This is a genomic window from Methylobacterium sp. E-065 (assembly GCF_022829605.1).
In the GTDB taxonomy this organism is placed as follows: domain Bacteria; phylum Pseudomonadota; class Alphaproteobacteria; order Rhizobiales; family Beijerinckiaceae; genus Methylobacterium.
Window position 1 is genome coordinate 172,992 of sequence record NZ_JAKSYD010000112.1, and the last position, 17,703, is coordinate 190,694.

General features: G+C 70.0%; 14 protein-coding genes. 6 read left to right on the forward strand and 8 right to left on the reverse strand.

Going from position 1 to position 17,703, the window contains the following annotated elements; all coding sequences use genetic code 11:
• The first annotated feature begins 85 nt into the window (after positions 1-85).
• Positions 86-352, forward strand: coding sequence for a hypothetical protein (locus MKK84_RS14055; RefSeq protein WP_243920592.1), 267 nt, complete (start codon positions 86-88; stop codon positions 350-352).
• Positions 353-360: 8 nt separating this feature from the next.
• On the opposite strand, the gene rfbA is transcribed toward MKK84_RS14055, so the two are convergent.
• From rfbA to rfbC, 4 genes are all read right to left on the reverse strand, one after another.
• Positions 361-1,260, reverse strand: coding sequence for a glucose-1-phosphate thymidylyltransferase RfbA (gene rfbA / locus MKK84_RS14060; protein WP_243920593.1), 900 nt, complete (start codon positions 1,258-1,260; stop codon positions 361-363).
• On the reverse strand, positions 1,257-2,162 hold the full coding sequence (gene rfbD / locus MKK84_RS14065; RefSeq protein WP_243920595.1) for a dTDP-4-dehydrorhamnose reductase: 906 nt from the start codon (positions 2,160-2,162) through the stop codon (positions 1,257-1,259). The genes rfbA and rfbD overlap by 4 nt, the downstream gene beginning before the upstream one ends.
• Positions 2,162-3,211 carry a dTDP-glucose 4,6-dehydratase gene (gene rfbB, locus MKK84_RS14070; RefSeq protein ID WP_243920597.1) on the reverse strand — a complete coding sequence of 350 codons (1,050 nt, stop codon included), beginning with the start codon at positions 3,209-3,211 and terminating at the stop codon, positions 2,162-2,164. Before rfbB ends, rfbD begins: the two co-directional genes overlap by 1 nt.
• Before the next feature lie 93 nt (positions 3,212-3,304).
• Positions 3,305-3,856, reverse strand: a complete 552-nt coding sequence (rfbC, locus tag MKK84_RS14075; RefSeq protein WP_243920599.1) for a dTDP-4-dehydrorhamnose 3,5-epimerase — start codon at positions 3,854-3,856, stop codon at positions 3,305-3,307.
• A gap of 175 nt (positions 3,857-4,031) precedes the next feature.
• Here rfbC and MKK84_RS14080 point away from each other — a divergent pair, with 175 nt between their 5' ends.
• Entirely contained in the window at positions 4,032-4,946 is a 915-nt protein-coding gene (locus tag MKK84_RS14080) for a DUF6925 family protein (protein WP_243920601.1), read from the forward strand.
• A gap of 27 nt (positions 4,947-4,973) precedes the next feature.
• Here the strand turns inward: MKK84_RS14080 and queE are convergent, their stop codons facing one another.
• Entirely contained in the window at positions 4,974-5,606 is a 633-nt protein-coding gene (gene queE / locus MKK84_RS14085; protein ID WP_243920603.1) for a 7-carboxy-7-deazaguanine synthase, read from the reverse strand.
• Between the two features lie 270 nt (positions 5,607-5,876).
• Between queE and MKK84_RS14090 the strand changes: the two genes are divergently transcribed.
• The 4 genes from MKK84_RS14090 (at position 5,877) to nth (ending at position 10,379) form a co-directional block, all read left to right on the forward strand.
• On the forward strand, positions 5,877-7,373 hold the full coding sequence (locus tag MKK84_RS14090) for a serine hydrolase (protein WP_243920605.1): 1,497 nt from the start codon (positions 5,877-5,879) through the stop codon (positions 7,371-7,373).
• A 62-nt stretch (positions 7,374-7,435) separates the two neighbouring features.
• Positions 7,436-8,530, forward strand: a complete 1,095-nt coding sequence (locus MKK84_RS14095) for a CobW family GTP-binding protein (protein WP_243920607.1) — start codon at positions 7,436-7,438, stop codon at positions 8,528-8,530.
• A gap of 106 nt (positions 8,531-8,636) precedes the next feature.
• Positions 8,637-9,503 carry a GNAT family N-acetyltransferase gene (locus MKK84_RS14100; RefSeq protein ID WP_243920609.1) on the forward strand — a complete coding sequence of 289 codons (867 nt, stop codon included), beginning with the start codon at positions 8,637-8,639 and terminating at the stop codon, positions 9,501-9,503.
• 165 nt (positions 9,504-9,668) lie between these two features.
• Positions 9,669-10,379 carry an endonuclease III domain-containing protein gene (gene nth, locus MKK84_RS14105; protein ID WP_243920611.1) on the forward strand — a complete coding sequence of 237 codons (711 nt, stop codon included), beginning with the start codon at positions 9,669-9,671 and terminating at the stop codon, positions 10,377-10,379.
• Positions 10,380-10,399: 20 nt separating this feature from the next.
• On the opposite strand, the gene MKK84_RS14110 is transcribed toward nth, so the two are convergent.
• The 3 genes from MKK84_RS14110 to MKK84_RS14120 all read right to left on the reverse strand — a co-directional run bounded on the left by MKK84_RS14110 (position 10,400) and on the right by MKK84_RS14120 (position 17,139).
• Positions 10,400-10,717: an HPr family phosphocarrier protein gene (locus MKK84_RS14110; RefSeq protein ID WP_243920613.1), complete on the reverse strand. Its 318-nt coding sequence runs from the start codon at positions 10,715-10,717 to the stop codon at positions 10,400-10,402.
• 128 nt (positions 10,718-10,845) lie between these two features.
• The gene (locus MKK84_RS14115) at positions 10,846-15,201 is read right to left on the reverse strand and encodes a translocation/assembly module TamB domain-containing protein (protein WP_409566499.1); all 4,356 of its coding nucleotides are present in this window, start codon (positions 15,199-15,201) and stop codon (positions 10,846-10,848) included.
• On the reverse strand, positions 15,202-17,139 hold the full coding sequence (locus MKK84_RS14120) for an autotransporter assembly complex protein TamA (RefSeq protein ID WP_243920634.1): 1,938 nt from the start codon (positions 17,137-17,139) through the stop codon (positions 15,202-15,204).
• Positions 17,140-17,703: the final 564 nt, after the last annotated feature.

The following is a 17,703-nucleotide window of genomic DNA, read 5'->3' on the forward strand; positions in this document are numbered from 1 at the left end:
AGGCGAACAAAGGGGGGGATCGCACCCGCGCGTCGAACCGGAACGTCACAGCCGCGTTACGTCCCGGCACGGAGCCCTACGACCGATGACCCGCCCGATCACCATCCCCAGCCTCACCATCCTCCTGGCCATCCTGGCGGCGGACGCCGCCCTTGCGCAGGCTCAGACCGGAACGGGTGGCGGGCCGACCTCGACGGTGACGGCACCCAACGCCTCGTCGGTGGGGCGGGTCATGCCGCCGAGCCGCGGCGCGGGCGCGGCGACCGCCGACGACAGGCGCGAGCGCACGCCGCGCGAGGCGGAGAACGACAAGGTGATGCGCGGGATCTGCATCGGTTGCGCCCCGCGCTAGCGCGCGGTCTACTTGCCCCGGCGCAGCCGCAGGTCGTCCTCACTCTCGCGGGACAGCCGCAGCAGGTTCTGACCGTAGCTGGTCTTGGTGAACATCTGGCCGCGAGCCACCAGCTGATCGCGGTTGATGAAGCCCTGCAGGTAGGCGATCTCCTCCAGGCAGGCCACCTGAAGGCCCTGGCGGTGCTGCAGGGTGCGCACGAACTCGCTCGCCTCCAGCAGGCTGTCGTGGGTGCCGGTGTCGAGCCACGCGTAGCCGCGCGACATCCGCTCCACGTGGAGTTCGCCGCGCTGGAGATAGGCTTCGTTGACGCTGGTGATCTCAAGCTCGCCGCGGGGCGAGGGCTTCACGTCGGCGGCGATGTCGAGAACCTGGTTGTCGTAGAAGTACAGCCCGGTCACCGCCCAGGTCGATTCCGGGTTCTGCGGCTTCTCGACGATCTTGGTCGGCCGGCCGGACTTGTCGAGATTGACCACGCCGTAGGCCTGCGGGTTTTCGACGTGGTAGGCGAACACCGTCGCACCCTTCTTGCGTACGGCCGCGCGCTCGAGAAGCTCGCCCATTCCGGCGCCGAAAAACAGGTTGTCGCCGAGGATCAGGGCCACATCGTCGTCGCCGACGAAATCCCGCCCGATGATGAAGGCCTGGGCGAGACCTTCCGGCCGCGGCTGCAGCGCGTAGGAGAATTGCAGGCCGAACTGCTCCCCGGTGCCGAACAGGCGCTTGTAGTTGTCGAGGTGCTCCGGTGACGAGATGATCAGGATCTCGCGGATGCCGGCCAGCATCAGCACCGAGACCGGATAGTAGATCATCGGCTTGTCGTAGACCGGCAGGAGCTGCTTGTTGATCGACAGCGTGGCCGGGTGCAGGCGCGTGCCGGATCCGCCGGCCAGGACGATGCCCTTCATGGCTTGGATACTCCCTCTGAAACCGGCCTGATGAGCCGGTCCAGGATGTCGTCGAGCGCCGCCTGCCAGGGGCGAGGCTGAAGGCTGTACGCCTCGGTGAGGCTGGCCGTGGACAGGCGCGAATTGGCCGGGCGCCGGGCCGGGGTCAGATAGGCGGAGGTCGGGATGCCCTTGACCGGGACCGAGCGGCCGCCGCGCCGGGCGTAGCCCGCCACGATCGCCTCCGCGAAGCCGCACCACGTCGTGTCGCCCGCGTTCACGCAATGGAAGGTGCCGGTGGGCGGGGCCTCGTCGGTCGCGAGCCGCTTCGCGATCGCCGCGAGCGCTGCCGCGAGATCGGCGGCCGAGGTCGGGCAGCCGTGCTGGTCGTCAACGACGGTCAGGGCGTCGCGCTCGGCCGCCAGACGCAGCATCGTCTTGACGAAGTTGCCCCGGTGCGGGCTCACCACCCAGGCGGTCCGGACGATCGCGTGGCGGGGGTTGCCGGTGCGCACCGCCAGCTCGCCCGCGGCCTTGCTGGCCCCGTAGACGCTCTGCGGGTCGATCGGTTCGTCGGGCCGATAGGCGCCCTCCGGCTTGGTGCCGGCGAAGACGTAGTCGGTGGAGACGTGGACGAGCGGGATCTTTCTCGCGGCCGTCGCCGCCGCCAGAATCGCCGGGCCGAGTGCGTTGAGGCGCCAGGCCGCGACCACCTCGGACTCGGCCTTGTCGACCGCCGTGTAGGCGGCGGTGTTGATCACCGCCCGGTAGGCGCGATTATCGAGGACCGCTGCGACCGCATCTGCATCGGTGATGTCGAGCTCGGACCGGTCCGGCGCGTGGACCGTGACGCCGGCCTGCCCGGACAGGGCCCGCAACTCGGTCCCGACCTGACCCGCACCGCCGAGGACGAGGATGTCCATCAGGCGTTCAGCCCCAGGCGTTCGCCCTTGTAGCGGCCCTCGCGGATCGGGCGCCACCAGCTCTCATTGTCGAGGTACCAAGCGACGGTCTCTTCCAGCGCCTGCTCGAACGTCTTCTGCGGCCGCCAGCCGAGTTCGGACTCGGCCTTGGTGCAATCGATGGCGTAGCGCCGGTCATGGCCCGGCCGGTCGGCCACGAAGCTGATCAGTTGCTCGTGCGGCGCGCTCTGGGGGCGCAGCCGGTCGAAGGCGGCGCACAGGCCCTTTACCACCGCGAGGTTGTTGCGCACCGCCCGACCGCCGAGCAGGTAGGTCTCGCCGATACGGCCGCGCTCCAGCACGGCGACGAGTCCCTTGGCGTGGTCTTCCACGTGGATCCAGTCGCGCTCGTTCTGGCCGTCGCCGTAGACCGGAAGCTTCTTCCCCTCCAGGGCGTTGAGGATCATCAGCGGGATCAGTTTTTCCGGAAAGTGGCGCGGCCCGTAATTGTTCGAGCAGTTCGTCACCAGCACCGGCAGGCCGTAGGTCGCATGCCACGCCCGGGCGAGGTGGTCGGAGGCCGCCTTCGAGGCCGAGTAGGGCGAGCGCGGATCGTAGCGGCTCTCCTCCGTGAAGAAGCCGCCCGGCGGCAGCGAGCCGTAGACCTCGTCGGTGGAGACGTGGAGGAACCGGAAGCCTGCCTTGTCGGCCTCCGGCAGGGATTCGTAGTACCCGCGGGCGCCGTCCAGCATGGTCTGCGTGCCGATGACGTTGGTGCGCACGAAGGCGCCCGGATCGGTGATCGAGCGGTCGACATGGCTCTCGGCGGCCAGATGCATCACCGCCTGCGGCTTGAACGCGGCAAACGCCTTCTGCACGGCGGCGTGATCGCAGATATCCGCCTCGACGAGGCGGTGGCGCGGGTTGTCGGCGAGCGGGGACAGGGAGATCGGATTGGCCGCATAGGTCATCGCGTCGAGGGTGCAGACCTCGTGGCCAAGATCGTTGACGAGGTGCAGCACCAGCGCCGAGCCGATGAAGCCGCAGCCTCCGGTCACCAGGATGCGCATGGTCGAGTACCTCTTCGGAAAGTCGGAAACGAGTTGGCCGGGCCTCACAAGACGGTCGGCCGTGACGGAATTACGGCCGATAGGCCGCGGCGCTCAGAAGACGGGACCGAGATCGCCGAGTCTCGGGGCACGGCGATCCTTGTCCGACAGGATGGCGGCCTCGCCCGAGACCGGCCACGGAATGCCGATCTCCGGATCGTTCCAGGCGAGCGCCCGATCATGCTCGGGGCTGTAGTACGCGTCCACCTTGTAGGCGACCATCACGTCGGGCGTGAGCGTGCAGAAGCCATGGGCGAAGCCGTGCGGGATGAAGAGCTGCGTACCCGTTTCGGCATCGAGCGTCACGGCCACGTACTTGCCGTAGGTCGGCGAGCCGCTGCGAATGTCGACCGCCACGTCGAGGATGGCGCCCTGCAGGACCCGGATGAGCTTGGCCTGCGCCTGGGGGGCGATCTGGAAGTGCAGGCCGCGGATCGTGCCCTGCGGCGCCGAGAAGGACTGGTTGTCCTGAAGGAAGGTGTTGGTGATGCCGGCCCGTCCCATGGCGTCGACGCGGAACGTCTCGGAGAACCAGCCGCGCGCATCGCCGAGGCGCTTCGGCACGATGCGCTTCACCTCAGGAATTTCGGTTTCGATGAGGTCCATTCCAGCGCCCTTCCCGCGGGTCCCGTGGCGCGGCGCGGCGACTGCCGGGGCGCCTGCCTGTTTCGAACCGGGCGTCCGCCTCGCCGAACCCAACCTCGGTGATCGCGTTGCGACTTCCGGTCATTCGCCATCCGTGTCAAGGCGTGCGCCTGCGGTGCGGAATGCGTGGGACCCGATGACAGGTCAGGCGGAGCGGTCCGTAGAGACGCTGCTGCGCACCCAGATTGTCGATCCGGATTGCGCCTGGAGTCTCGGGAGCTACGGCGCCGTCACGGCTATCCGCCGGAATCCCGATGAGCCAGCGCGCCCCCTCGACGACGGGCGGATTGGGCTGACGACGGATCGTGGTGCGATCGCCCTCGCGGTATCTTCAGCCCTGCGGCCGTTCGCCTACGAGACCGGTTTCACCGGCGGCTGGAGCCAAACGGTCGCGCTCTGCCTGCCGGCCGCGGCCTGCGCGATGGGTCGGCGCGCGGTGCTGACCGAACTCGGCCCGGATGCCGCGGCGGTCCGGCCGCAGGACCGCGACGGCATCCTGTTCGATCTCGGCCTCGGCCTGGAAGCGGTCGATGCCTGCGTGCGCGTAACCGATCCGGCCCTGACCGCGCGCCTGCGGGCCATGACTGGCCGACCGCTGTTCGAGGCCGGCAATCCCGCCGTTCTCGCGCTCAAGGTGTCGAGTCCGCATCGCGTGTTCGTCGCTCGCCTGGGGCGGATCGAGATCTACACGGCCATTCCGGCTCCGTACGGCATCGGCGATCCGGGGCCGCACAGCCACATCCTGCCGAAGCTCCTTCTGATGCGGCGGACGCATGCGGCCACCGCGCCGATCCCGCATGGCTGGGTGCCCGTCGCGGCCTTGCACCCAGCCCATCCGGGCAAGGATGCGTCCGGCCTGTCGATCCCGTTCGATGCGGGGCGCCATGCTGCGTTCGAACGCCTGCTCGATGCATGGGGCGACCCCGTCCTCGTTGCCCTGCGGCGCGCCGTCCTGTCCGGCGAAGTCCCAGATCCGGTTCTGGCGGATGGGCGGTTCGCCCGCTTGGCCATCCGGGCTGCACGGGCGCAACGGGCGGCCATGGATGCGTGAGCGCTGGATCGCCGGCTCCGAGCGATCCTACGGAATCCCGATCATCTTGTGGGTTTGGAGCGACAGCCGCCAGCGGGCGTCGCGCCGGCAATAGGCGATCGCGGCTTCCGTGCTGGCCACGCGGCCTGGTCCATCGAGGGGCTGAAGGAAGCGGTGGCGGAAGTCGAGGCCAACGTAGTCGGCCGGGTCGGCATCCGCCTGGGGATAGACCAGCTTCAATTCGTGGCCCGTGGTCTGCGCGAGCGGGTTGCGCCCCTTCGGACTGACGCAGATCCAGTCGATGCCCGGGGGGGCCGCAAGCGTGCCGTTGGTCTCGATCGCGATCTCGAAGTAACGCGCGTGCACGGCCGCGATCAGAGGCGCGTCGAGCTGAAGCAGAGGCTCGCCGCCCGTGAACACCACGTACCGGTTCTCTGGACCTCCGGCCCAGGTCGCCGCGATGGCGGAGGCCAGCGTCTCCGCGTCGGCGAACCGACCGCCCCCCTCCCCGTCGAAACCGACAAAATCGGTATCGCAGAATCGGCAGGCTGCGGCGGCGCGGTCGGCTTCGCGCCCTGACCAGAGATTGCACCCGGTGAAACGGCAGAACACGGCCGCGCGCCCCGCCTGGGCGCCCTCCCCCTGAAGGGTGTGGAAAAGTTCCTTGACCGCGTAACTCACTGTCGTCCCAGCCGTCGTGCCGCGCGATGGCCCGCGCGGCGTGTCGGTGGCAGATAGGCGCTGTGCGTAGCGGAGACCACAGACAACCACGCCGCGCAGGGCCGCGCTCCACTCTCGCCTTGCTCTTGCCACGGTGGGCACGTTGATGCCGTAACGCAGCGCAGCGACTGAATCTGGTCGCTCGGGTTGTGCCCTTTACCCGGCCCGTCGGCCGGACCTGCGGTGCCGCGCGGTACCGATCCTGGCGATCCTCTGACGAGTCGGACACACATGTCCTCTTCCCTCCTCCGGCGCCTTTCCGTCGGGTTCGCGGCGCTGACGGGTCTCCTCGGGGCGAGCGTCGCCGGGATCCGGGCCGCGGAGGCGGTTACGGTGCCGATCCTCGTGGCGGACGTGGACTCCGGGAAGGTGATCTACGCGCAGGCGCCGACCGATCCCTGGTACCCGGCCTCGATCACGAAACTGATGACCACCTACGTCGCGCTCGACCTCGTGCGCCAGGGCAAGGTCTCGCTCGATTCGATGATCACCATCTCGGCCGCCGCGGCCGCCGAGCCGCCCTCGAAGATGGGCTTCAAGCCGGGGACGCAGCTCACCCTCGACAACGCCCTCAAGATCATCATGGTCAAGTCGGCCAACGACATCGCCTTCGCGATCGGCGAGAATCTCGGCGGTTCGGTCGACAACTTCGCTGCGCTGATGAACGAGACCGCCCAGCGGATCGGCATGCGCGACAGCCACTGGTACAACCCCAACGGCCTGCCCGATCCGCGCCAGTGGACCTCGGCCCGCGACATGGCGGTGCTGGCCCGTGCGCTGATCCGCGACTTCCCGGATTCCCACGACCTGTTCTCGATCTCGGCGATCCAGTTCGGCCGCGCCGTCATGGCGAACCACAACGGTCTGCTGGGGCGCTATCCTGGCACGGACGGGATGAAGACCGGCTTCATCTGCTCGGGCGGCTTCAACGTGGTGGCCACCGCCACACGTAATGGCCGCCGGATCGTCACCATCGTGATGGGCCAGCCGACGCCGCGCGAGCGCGACGTGAAGGCCGCCGACCTGTTCGACTACGCCTTCAGCCAGAGCGCCGGCTGGACGAGCCCGACGCTCGACGCGCTGCCGGCCTCCGCCCTGCCCCAGCCGCCGGACATGCGGCCGTTCGTGTGCGGCGGCAAGAAGGCTCCGGCGATCGAGGATGGCCCCGGAGCCATCAGCGCCCCCGGTTCTGCGGCGCAGCTGATCGGTGGCGCCGCAGCCAACTCGCCGGCCCTGGCGATGGCAGCCTTCTCGAACCCGGCCCTGCGCGCCCGCACCCTGCCGCCGCGGGCGCCGCTGGAGCCGATTGCCGTCTGGATCGGCCGTAACCCGGCCGAGGGCCAGCAGATCCTCGACGCGCAGGAAGCCGAGCAGAAAGCCTCGGTCGCCAACAGTCGCGCCGCCAAGCTCGAAGCCGCCAAGGCCAAGCGCATCGCGGCGATCGAGGCCGCCAAGGAGGCGCGTGCGGCACGGGCAGAACGCGCGAACGCTGCCAAGGAAGCCTCCAAGGAAGCCGCTAAATCCGCTCCCAAGCCCGCGCCGAAGGTCGCCGCCAAGCCGGCCCACGCGCTCCCCCGTTCGGTCAGCGCCTACACCGCCGCGACAGCACCGTCGATGCCGGAGGCCAAGCCGGGCAAAGGGCTAGCCAAGCCGGCCGCGAAGACCGCCGCGCACAAGCCGGCCCCTGCCAAGAAACCGGCCAACAAGAAGGCGTCCGCGGACGAGTAAGCGCTCCCGGGGAACGGCTTGGCGCGTTGCCGTAGGCCTCGGGGACCCTTACCTCGACGGGTATGTCGATCAGCCCCGCGCCCGCCCCCGATCCGAGACGCCCCGAGCCGATCCCGCTTACGGTGCTCACGGGATTTCTGGGATCCGGCAAGACCACGCTGCTGAACCGGCTCCTGCGCGATCCGGCGCTCGCCGACACGGTGGTGATCGTCAACGAGTTCGGCGAAATCGGTCTCGATCACCTGCTGATCGAGACGGTCGACGAGGACATGATCCTGTTGGGCGCCGGCTGCCTGTGCTGCACGGTGCGGGGCGACCTGATCGCGACCCTCGAAGACCTCTTGCGCAAGCGCGACAACGGGCGGATCGGGGCCTTCCGGCGCGTGGTGATCGAGACCACCGGTCTCGCCGATCCCGCGCCGATCCTGCACGCGTTGATCTATCACCCCTATCTGGTGCTCCGGTTCCGCCTCCAGGCCGTGCTGACGGTGGTGGATGCGTTGACGGGGGCCGTCACCCTCGACGCGCATCCCGAGGCGGTCCGGCAGGCGGCGATCGCCGATCGGATCGTTCTCACCAAGACCGATCTCGCGAGCGATACCAGCGCGATCCGGGCGCGGCTTGCCGCCCTCAATCCCGTAGCGCCGATCCTCGCACCCGATGCACCGGCCGAGACGCTGCTCGGTGGCCTGTTCGGCCTCGACGGCAAAGGCGCCGATGTGCGCGCGTGGCTGGGCGATGAGGGGCTCGCGCGCATGGCTCAGGCTGAGGCGGACGTGAACCGGCACGACGCGTCGATCCAGGCTGTCTGCCTGACCAGCGCGGCGCCTGTGCCGCGCGCCGCCTTCGAGATGTTCATGGACCTGCTCCGGTCCGGCCATGGGGCGAAGCTGTTGCGGCTCAAAGGGATCGTGGCCCTCGCAGAGGATCCCGAACGGCCCCTGGTGGTGCATGGCGTCCAGCACGTCTTCCACGCGCCGATGACTTTGCCGAGCTGGCCGGATCCCGATCATACCTCCCGTCTGGTCCTGATCCTGAAGGATCTCGATCCGGCCTTCGTCCAACGGCTCTGGGACGCCTTCCTGGGCCGCCCACGCATCGATGCGCCGGACGCCGCCGCCCTCACCGACAATCCCCTCGCGATCCCGGGGCCCTGACGCTTCGCAAGCGCGGCATCGGCCTTGAAACGCTCGACCCAGATGGCGCTTCAGCGGCGCCGATGCGTCCCAAAATGGGACGAAGCGTCGAGAGGCAGGACACGCGATGGCGCCACGCTTCACCGTGATACAGGGCGGCCAGTCCGGCGCACCCGGATGCGCGGCGGCATTCGCCGCGGGGCCGGAACTGGACCGGACCGCCGCGTGGCGGGTCGATCTTCGTCGGCCCGGCGGCGTGGATGCGGCTTCCGTTGCGGCCTGGCGGGCGATGCTCGTCCGGAACGCCGTGACCGACCCGCTGCGCGATCCCGACCATCTGCTCCCCCTCGCCCAGCATCGGGCCGCCGGAAGCCGGGTGGCGATCGCCCTGGTCTGGGACCGCGATGCGGAGACCGGGCGGGAGGCGCTGCAGGGCGTCATGCCGTTGGCGATGCCACATCCGATCTGGGGTGGACGGGCGCGTCCCTGGCAGCCGGCTGAGGCTCAGATCACCGCCCTGGTCGGGCAGGCCGCTGCCGAAGCCGTCGACCGGGCGCTGCGGGACCGGCTCGGAGCCCTGCGCCGTCCGATCCGGCTTGCCGGAGCATTGGAGCCCGCTCGTGAGACGCCGCGGTTTCGTCCCGTGCTGGCGTCGGCCCGGTCAGCCCGGTCGCGATCGATCCCAACGCCGAGCCTCATCGGGATTCGTCCCGCCGGATGGGAGGCGCCCACCTCCGAGATCCGTACGGTGACCGAGCCGCAGGCCGTGCGCGACGCGGTGGAGACCTTCCTCGCGCTCGATGCGCGCACCGCGCGGCATCCGATCATCGCCGATCCGGCGGAGGCATCGCTGGTTCGTGTGGTAAGCCGCCTGTTCGGGCGCCGTGGCGCGCTGCGGGTGGAATTCCTGCGCCGGGCCGGCGAAATCGTCGCCGGCACCCTCCATCTCGGTGCGGGTCCGGCCTCGATCCCATGGCGGCGGGCGCGGGCTTAGTGCCGTGCCCGACCGCGTTGCGATCGCGCGCGGCTCTAAGTCGTTGTTGTGACGCGCTCTCTTGCGCCGAACCGGTGTCCACTTCGGCGGAGAGCGCTCTGAACGGTCAATCAGCCGCGCAGGCTGGCCCTGTCCGGGCCGCAGCCGGGACGCTAGCTGCCCGGCATGGCGCGCGACACCCTCCACGGCCTCCCATCCTCACCGCGCCGGGCGCCCGCCAAGCCGGTTCGACCGATCAACGCTGATGAGGCCGAACAGGTCGCCGCCGTGATGACCCGGTTCTCCGAGACCGATCCGGATCCGAAAGCCGGGTTCGACGACACCGATCCGTTCCGGCTGCTGGTGACCGTGCTACTCTCCGCCCAGTCCACCGGCCCGACGGTCGCACGGATCGCGGAGGCGCTGTTCAGTACCGTGCGCGATCCGGCCGGCATGCTGGCGCTGGGCGAGGCGCGCATCCTTGAGATCATCCGACCGGTCGGGCTCGGGCCCTCCAAGGCGCGCAACATCGTGAAGCTGTCGGCGGCGCTGATCGCCGAACACGGCGGCGCCGTGCCGCGGAGTTCCGTCGCGATGCGCAGCCTGCCGGGCATCGGCCGCAAGAGCGCCGAGGTCACGGCCAACTTCGCCTTCCACGAGCCGGTGATTGCGGTCGACACCCACGTGTTCCGGGTCTCGAACCGGATCCCGCTCGCATCCGGTGCGACCGTGGATGCCGTCGCGGACGGCCTCGCGCGCCTCGTGCCCGAGCGGTTCAAGGACGGGGCCCATATCTGGCTGTTCCGCCACGGACGCGACATCTGCACGGCCCGGAAACCCGCCTGCCCGCGCTGCCCGATTTCGGACCTCTGCCTCTGGCCCGGCAAGGAGATATGACCGCAGCGATCTGAGCGCCGCTATTCGTCCTCGCCGAACCGGTTGGCGAGCAGAGCCTCGATGGCATCGAGGCATGTTTCAGCATCCTGGCCCACGGCCGTGACGGCGATGCGCGTGCCCATGGCGGCGCCGAGGGTCAGTAGCCCCATGATCGAGCGTCCGCCCACGGTCTCACCCGCCCGGGTGACCGTGACAGTCGAGTCGTAGCGCTCGACGGTCTGCACGAATTTCGCGGAGGCCCGGGCGTGTAGGCCGCGGCGGTTGATGATCGGCAATAGACGGAGGAAGCCCCCCTCCGGCACCGGGGGATCGTCGTCCGTCTCGAAAAGGTCGTCCATCGCCCTTGGTGTTTCCCGCCCGATCCGCGGCCGTCGGGGCCGCTTGCGCCGAACCTAACTCTTTGTCGGGGCGTGTCTATCCCGAAGGCTTACCCATCCCCGCCGATGCCCGGCCTGCGTCCACTGCGTCACCACTCGTATTCGGCGCCGACGCCGAGGCTGGTCCGGCCGTCGCTGCCCGCCTCGCCCTTCAGCTTGATCCGCCGGGTGACGTCGAAATCCACGCCGACGGCCGTATCGGCCGGCTTCGCGCCGGCTTTCACGCCGACGCTGACCCGATCCGAGATGTAGCGCGAGGCGCCGAGCGCCGGGCCGCCGCTGGCCCCTGTCGAGACGTCCAGGCTGTCGAGGCCGAGGCCCTTGCGTGCCTGCTCGAACACGTCGGGACCCGAGGCGCCGCCCGAGAGCTGCGCCACGGCCTGGGCGAGCTGCAGCGCCTGGAACGGCGAAAGCCCGCCCGCCGCCTTCTTGAACAGCAGGCGTGACAGGATCTCGTCCTGCGGCAGCACCGGATCGGAGGTCAGACCGAATTGCGGCGCGTCGGCCGGTCCGGTCACCGCCACCCGTGCGGTTACGTCCCCGGCCTTGGTCTCGGCGGCAAAGTCGAGTTCCGGGGTGGTCAGGCTGCCGGCGAAGGTCAGCCGGCCGCGGCTGAAATCGAGGCGCTGGCCGACGAGCTCGAAGCGGCCGCGCCGCATCGCAAAGGCCCCGACCGCATTGGGCGCGAGCGAGGTTCCGGTGATCCGCAAGGCGCCGCCGAGTTCGGCATCGATGCCGCGCCCGCGGACGAAGATCCGGCCCGGGGCATCGACCGCGACGTCCAGCGTTGCGTTGAAGGGGACGGCGGGCTTCTTCGACCTGCGTCCGGGCGCAGCTGCGGCCTTTCGCGCGGCCTGCTGAGTCAAGCGCGCACGCACCTCAGGCGGCGTGTTGACGTGGCGCACCTCCGGCAGGGGCCGGACGGTGGCGGGGAGCCGGTCGGGCACGGCAACGTCGATCGAAGCGACATCGACCCGGCCTGAGATCCGCGGCGTCCGGGCCAGGGGGCCGGACAGGGTGAGGTCGAGGCTTGAAATCGCGGTCATCAGCGGGCTGGACACCAACTCGGCCCGCTCCGCGACGACGTGGAACTGCCCGGGGAAATCCGGCTCCAGCGCCACGCGCCCCGTCACGGAGACGCGCCCGCCGTTCCGGGTTGCCGCGGTCAGGCGCTCGACCACGAGGCTGTCGCCCCGTCCGCTGACCCGCCCTTCGATCCCGGTGAGGCGGATCCCGTTGAGCGGATCGGTGAAGCTGCCTCCGGAAAGCGTCGCCGCACCCTGAGCCCGGGGGGCCGCGAGTGTCCCGGTCACGCCGCCGTCGACGGAGATGGCCCCGGCGACACTCTGGCCGCCGACGCTCAGCAGGGAATTGGCGAGCGCCGCATCGAGGGTGCCCCGGCCGCGCAGGTCGAGCGGGCCGCCCGGCTCGATCGGGAGCTTACCCGCCACCGTCAGGGCCACGCCGCGGCCGGCGGTGACCCGTCCGTCCACGCTGGCCTGCCCGTCCGACAGGATACCCTTTGCGCTGGCATCGATCGCCGGCAAGCCCGCCTGCCGTGTCTGCGGCGCCACCAGCTTGGAAACGCTTAGCGCGTAGTGCCCCTCCGGTCGGCTGGCCGGCCCGTGCAGGTCCGCCTCGCCGTCGAGGCTCCCCGAGAGGGTGAGGTCCGGTGCGGCGATCCGGGCCAGCGACAGGGGCAGCGCCCGGATCGCGACCTTCAGGTCGAGGTCGCGTCCGGCCCGGCCCGCGACCGTCACGCGGCCGCTCCCGGCCGCAATGGCGAGCCCGTCGATCACGGCGCCGCCGTCCTGCAAGGTGATGGCCGCCGGTCCGACTAGGGCGAAGCGGTCGTTCCCGCGAGCGGCTGAGAGGCGCTGGATCTCGATGCGCGTGTCGGCGGCTGGCACGATCCGCGCCGCCCCGTCGAGGCCGAAGCCGCGGGCTTTGGCGCTCAGCGTGACATCGCTGAAGGCCGGGCTGCCGTTGGCGACAAGCCGGACGGTGTCGATCTGCTGGCCGGCTGTCACGAGGCGGTCGGCGTCGAGGCGCCCGTCGAGCACTGGATGGGCACGCAGATCGCGGCCCCTCAGATCGGCGTCGAGGCGGGTCAGGGTCGTACCGCCGTAGCGCAGGGCGGCTCCGGTGGCCTGGATCGACGCGTCCTGGCGACCGTCGTCGCGGGCCAGTGTCACGGCCGCATTGAGGCGCCCGGCCATGGGCTCGGGGGCGAGCGGTGCGACGTCCTCGAGATTGTCGGCTCGTACCGTGAGTGAGCCGGCCGAGAGCCACGTCTCGGCCGCGACCGAGACGTTGCCGGTGACCGCCACCGATCCGAGATTCAGAGCGAGCCGGTCGAGCACCCAATCGTCCCCGGCGCGGGACGCGTGGGCATCGCCGGTCAACGCCTTGCCGGCCACGTCGCCGGAGAGCCGCAGGCTGCCCTCGGGTGCCAGGAGCGCATCTTTGAGAGCAGCCTCGGCTCGCAGGCCGCGGACCGGCTTGCCATCCGCGGTGGCGGTGGGCGCGGTGAGCGTCGCCGCGAGGTTCGGATGCTCCAGGGAACCGGTCAGCCGGGCATCGACCGCGGCGCGGCCGGTGAGACGGCTATCGAGATCCGACAGGCTTCGAAGGTCCAGTCGGCCGGTTACGTCGGCAAGCTCCGAGGTCGCCTCGCCCTGCAGCGTCGCGGACAGGCCTTGTCCCTCCAACCGCAGGTGATCGAACCCGTAGCCGTCATAGGACCGCGACACCCGCCCCTGCAGCGAGGGCGTGCGACCCAGGATGCGGTCGGCCGTCGTGATCCCGGTCGCGAGGCCGGTCGTCGAAACCGAAAGATCGGCCGCGACGGCTTTCCGGGCCGGATCGCCGCTGAGCTTTGCCTTCGCATCCAGCGATCCGGCGAGCCCGCGCCCGGCGAGGCTGGAGAAGACCGCAAGATCCGGCAGCGCCGCATCGAGCGTACCGGTCAGCGTGTTCTGCCCGATCCGGCCGGTATAGCCGGCTCGGGCCGTCTCGGAATCGAGCCGGAGCGTGGTGACGTCGATCACCCCGTCCGGCCCGGCGGCCGCTCGGAGCGTGAGCTGCGCCCGGCTTCCGATGGCCCGGCGCAAGGCTCGGTCGGCGAGCCGCAGTCCCGCGACCGTGCCATCGGCGCTGATGGCGAAACGCTGCGCCGAGGGCTCGCCCTGTGGCGTCACATCCAAGCGCGCCTCGACCCGATCGAGCGCGGAATCGCGGCTGCGGACGCTCGCCGCGTCGAGGGTGCCGTGGATCGTCGGGGCCGCGATGGGTCCCTTGAGGCTGCCATCGAACGTCAGCTTGCCGATCTCGGCCTCGCCCGCCTTGGTCACGCTGCCTTCGGTGGGCAGGGCCCGAGCCTGAAGCGTCAGATCGGCGACTCGGTCGGCGCCGAGGGTTCCGCCGGCGGCGAGCCGGGCGGTGCGGGACGTCAGCTCCAGCCGATCGATCCGGAAGGCGCCGCTATCCGCGAAGGCGAGGCCGCCGGCGAGCTGCGTCGTGCCCGCGAATACGGACGCCGCCGGCCCCGGCACCAGACCTTCGATCCGCGCCGCCAGATCCAGGGCGAGCCGTCGCTCGGCGCCGATTCGCGAGATCCGGGCGCCGCCCTTCGCGTTGATCTCCGGGCCGGCCGTGAAATCGAGCTTGGCCGCAAACGCGTCGAGCGTCCCTCTCCCGTCGAGATCGAAATTGATCGGCGGCGTTCCAGGCAGGTTGGCCGCCTTCGAGAGCAGGCCGCCTGCGGGCTCCACGAGATTCGCCTTCAACTCAAGTTTGTCGCCAGTCGGCACGTAGAGCACGCTGAGTAGGAAGCGCCCGGCCGCGTCGAGACGCTGCGCCCGGGCCTTGATCTCCAGGCCCTCGCTCGCCGCGCCCAGCCGGGCACGGCCCTCGGCGGACAGCCGGGCGGGCTGCCCGGCCACCGCTTCGCCGAGGACAAGTTCGGCCAGCTTGAAGTCCTTGATCTCGACCTTCACCGGCAGATCCGGCAGCAGCTTGCCGTCGGGTTTCGCCTCCGGCGGCGTCGGGCCGGGCACCGGGCGGCGCAGCATCTCGATCTGCCCGATTTCGAGGCTGTCGACTTCGAGCCGGCCCGACAGCAGGGCAAGCCGGCGCCAGACGATGCGCGCCTTGTCGAGCTTGAGCCAGACACCGTCGCGGTCGCTGACGGCGACGTCGCGGATGGTGGCGTCGGACGACAGGGCCCCATCGACCGCGCCGATCGCCACGCGCGACGACGGTGTGGAGAGTGCCCGGGACAGGAGCCCGCCGAGCACGGATTTATCGCCTTCATCGGCCCAGCTTCGCGGCGCCGCGACCGACACGAGCATCGCGAGGCCGAGTAGGACGAGGCTCGGACCACCACGCCCCATACGAACAACGGTTCGCCGCCGTGCTTCGGTGCGTCCGGTCAGTTCAGCCATTCAGAACGCCTGCCCTAGGCTGAGATACAGGACCGCCGGCCGGACATGGCCACCCTTGTAGGGGTCGAGCGGGAAGGCGAGATCCGCGCGGATCGGGCCGATCCCGGTGTAGTAGCGCAGGCCGATACCGACCGATTTCCGGATCTTCTCGTCGAAATCCGGCAGCGCAGAGGCGAACGCGGTGCCTGCGTCGAAGAACGGCACCACGCCGATCGTGTCGGTGATCTTGATGCGCGCTTCGAGCGAGGCTTCCAGCAGGCTGCGCCCGCCGATCGGCAGATTGAACGGGCCGATCGGCCCGAGGGTCCGGTACGGATAGCCGCGCACCGAGCCGCCGCCACCGGCGAAGAAGCGGAAATTGTCCGGGATCTCACCCAGCGGCGCACCCGAGACCGAGCCGAAGCCGATCCGCCCGGCGAGGATGTACCGGGACTCGTCGTCCAGCGAATAATATGTCGAGCCCTGGGCCTTCGCGACGAGGATGCCGGGCGACGAGATCGCCCCGGGATAGGCAGCCAGCGACGCGATCGCCCGAACGCCGCGGGTGGGATCGAGGAGGCTGTCGGTGGAATCGTAGGTCACCGAGGCCGGCACGCCGACGAGCCGGTAATTCACCGTGCCGAGGGCGTCCTTTGAACGGCCGGCCTGCGCATCCAGGCCGATCTGCGCCGAGAACGTGTCGGAGAACCGGTGCCGGATCGCCGCCGAGACACCGCCGCCATCGACCAGATAGCTCTGCTGCACCTCGCGGGTGACGAAGGCGTTGGCCAGCAGGTCGTTGCGCGAGCCCCAGAGCGCGGGCTGAACGTAGGTGGCCGACAGGCGGCCGCCGAGACCGTTGGTGCCGATGCCGGCGATCTTGCGTTGAGTTGCGAACGGATCGTTGCCGAGCCCCAGATAGTAGATATCGGCGTCCAGCCGGAACGTCTCGCCGCCCCCGAACAGGTTGCGGTTCGCGTAGTAGGCCCGCACCCCCGGCCCGTCGACCGTGGAGTAGCGCGCCGAGACACCGATGAGGTTGCGTTCCCGTTCGGTGACCTCGACGAAAAGCGGAAGGTTGCCGTCGGCGTCGAGCGTTGTGCCCTCACGGACCCGCACCCCTCCGATCCCCTCGATCCGCGCCACCGACCGCCGGATCGCCGCCACCGCCTGCGGCGAGTAGGGATCGCCCGGTTCGGCGTAGATGAAGGAGCGGATCGTGGCCGGGTCGATGCCGGGGGCGCCGTTCAGCGCCACTGGGCCAAGACTGGCGACCGGTCCCGGATCGACCGTGAAGGTGACATCCATGACGTGGGCCGCATCGTCCACGACCGGATCGCGGGCGATCACCTTGGCGAAGGGATGACCCTGGCCCCGGAAATGATCGACGATCCGCGCTTCGCGCGCCAGCACCGTCGCCGACCGGGCCGGGACATCGTCGTCCACGCGGGTGACCCGTGGGGGCAGGACCTCATCGGGGAAGACCCGCCCGGCCGGGTCGCGCACCGCGATCCGGCGCAGGTGATAGAGCGGCCCGAGATCGATCGCGATCTTAACTGGGACGAGTCCGCGATTCCGCCAAGCCTCTGCGGCGCCGACGGCCGCGGCGGCCGGCCCGCCGACCGGTGCGCCGTCGATCCGGATCGCGACATTGCCCTGGTAGTAGCCATAGCCCGACAGGACATCGACCAGTTTGGCACGGTCGGCCTCGGCCCGGCGCAGCAGCCCCTCCCCGTCCGGAGGCGGTTCCTGGCGCAGGCGGTAGATGCTCGAGGTATCCTGCACGGCCTGAAGCACATCGGACTCGTCGGTGCCGGTGATCCGGACCGTGTATGGCAGGGCGGAAAGGCTCGGCGCCGGCGGCTCGGGTTCGCTCCCGAAAAGGCCGAACAGATCGAAGGCCTGCACCGGTCCCGGTACGGCTGCCATCAGCAGCAGCGCGCCTGCACCGGCACGCATCAGCCGTGGCAGCGCGCGAAGCGCGCGGACCTTGTCGTCTCGATTGGCTGAGCGGGAGATGCGCAAACCGCGCTCGTCAGTCCCGATGGCGGTCGGCCGTGCCGGCCGGCTGAATCGTCATCGCTGCTCCCCCCTACGCCGCGTTGTACGACGTACCCCAACTTACCTTAAGGCGGCGTGCCGTTCAGGCCAACAGCGCGGCGTGCGTCGTCCTGGATCGATCGCAGTGCGTGCATCCGGGCGGCGGATGCATTTCGCCTGAAGGCCGCCCTCGCTGAGCGCTATCGGATGACCGCATATGCCGGATGCCCTCGACCATCTCGACTGGGGCGCATTCGGCAAAGCTATGATCGCTTTGCGCCAAGGTTGCCACGGCGCCCTCCCCTACCCGATACCGAACATCGGCCGAGCTTCGTCCTGATGGGCTCCGAACAGCAGAAAGCCCCCGTTCTGGAGAACGGGGGCTTTTGCTGATCTGATCGTGTGATGTTGGTTGCGGGGACAGGATTTGAACCTGTGACCTTCAGGTTATGAGCCTGACGAGCTACCGGGCTGCTCCACCCC

Coding starts and splice junctions, on each gene's coding strand:
- MKK84_RS14055 (WP_243920592.1), top strand. CDS start 86: ATGACCCGCCCGATCACCATCCCCAGCCTCACCATCCTCCTGGCCATC.
- rfbA (WP_243920593.1), bottom strand. CDS start 1,260: ATGAAGGGCATCGTCCTGGCCGGCGGATCCGGCACGCGCCTGCACCCG.
- rfbD (WP_243920595.1), bottom strand. CDS start 2,162: ATGGACATCCTCGTCCTCGGCGGTGCGGGTCAGGTCGGGACCGAGTTG.
- rfbB (WP_243920597.1), bottom strand. CDS start 3,211: ATGCGCATCCTGGTGACCGGAGGCTGCGGCTTCATCGGCTCGGCGCTG.
- rfbC (WP_243920599.1), bottom strand. CDS start 3,856: ATGGACCTCATCGAAACCGAAATTCCTGAGGTGAAGCGCATCGTGCCG.
- MKK84_RS14080 (WP_243920601.1), top strand. CDS start 4,032: ATGACAGGTCAGGCGGAGCGGTCCGTAGAGACGCTGCTGCGCACCCAG.
- MKK84_RS14090 (WP_243920605.1), top strand. CDS start 5,877: ATGTCCTCTTCCCTCCTCCGGCGCCTTTCCGTCGGGTTCGCGGCGCTG.
- MKK84_RS14095 (WP_243920607.1), top strand. CDS start 7,436: ATGTCGATCAGCCCCGCGCCCGCCCCCGATCCGAGACGCCCCGAGCCG.
- MKK84_RS14100 (WP_243920609.1), top strand. CDS start 8,637: ATGGCGCCACGCTTCACCGTGATACAGGGCGGCCAGTCCGGCGCACCC.
- nth (WP_243920611.1), top strand. CDS start 9,669: ATGGCGCGCGACACCCTCCACGGCCTCCCATCCTCACCGCGCCGGGCG.
- MKK84_RS14110 (WP_243920613.1), bottom strand. CDS start 10,717: ATGGACGACCTTTTCGAGACGGACGACGATCCCCCGGTGCCGGAGGGG.
- MKK84_RS14115 (WP_409566499.1), bottom strand. CDS start 15,201: ATGGCTGAACTGACCGGACGCACCGAAGCACGGCGGCGAACCGTTGTT.
- MKK84_RS14120 (WP_243920634.1), bottom strand. CDS start 17,139: ATGCGTGCCGGTGCAGGCGCGCTGCTGCTGATGGCAGCCGTACCGGGA.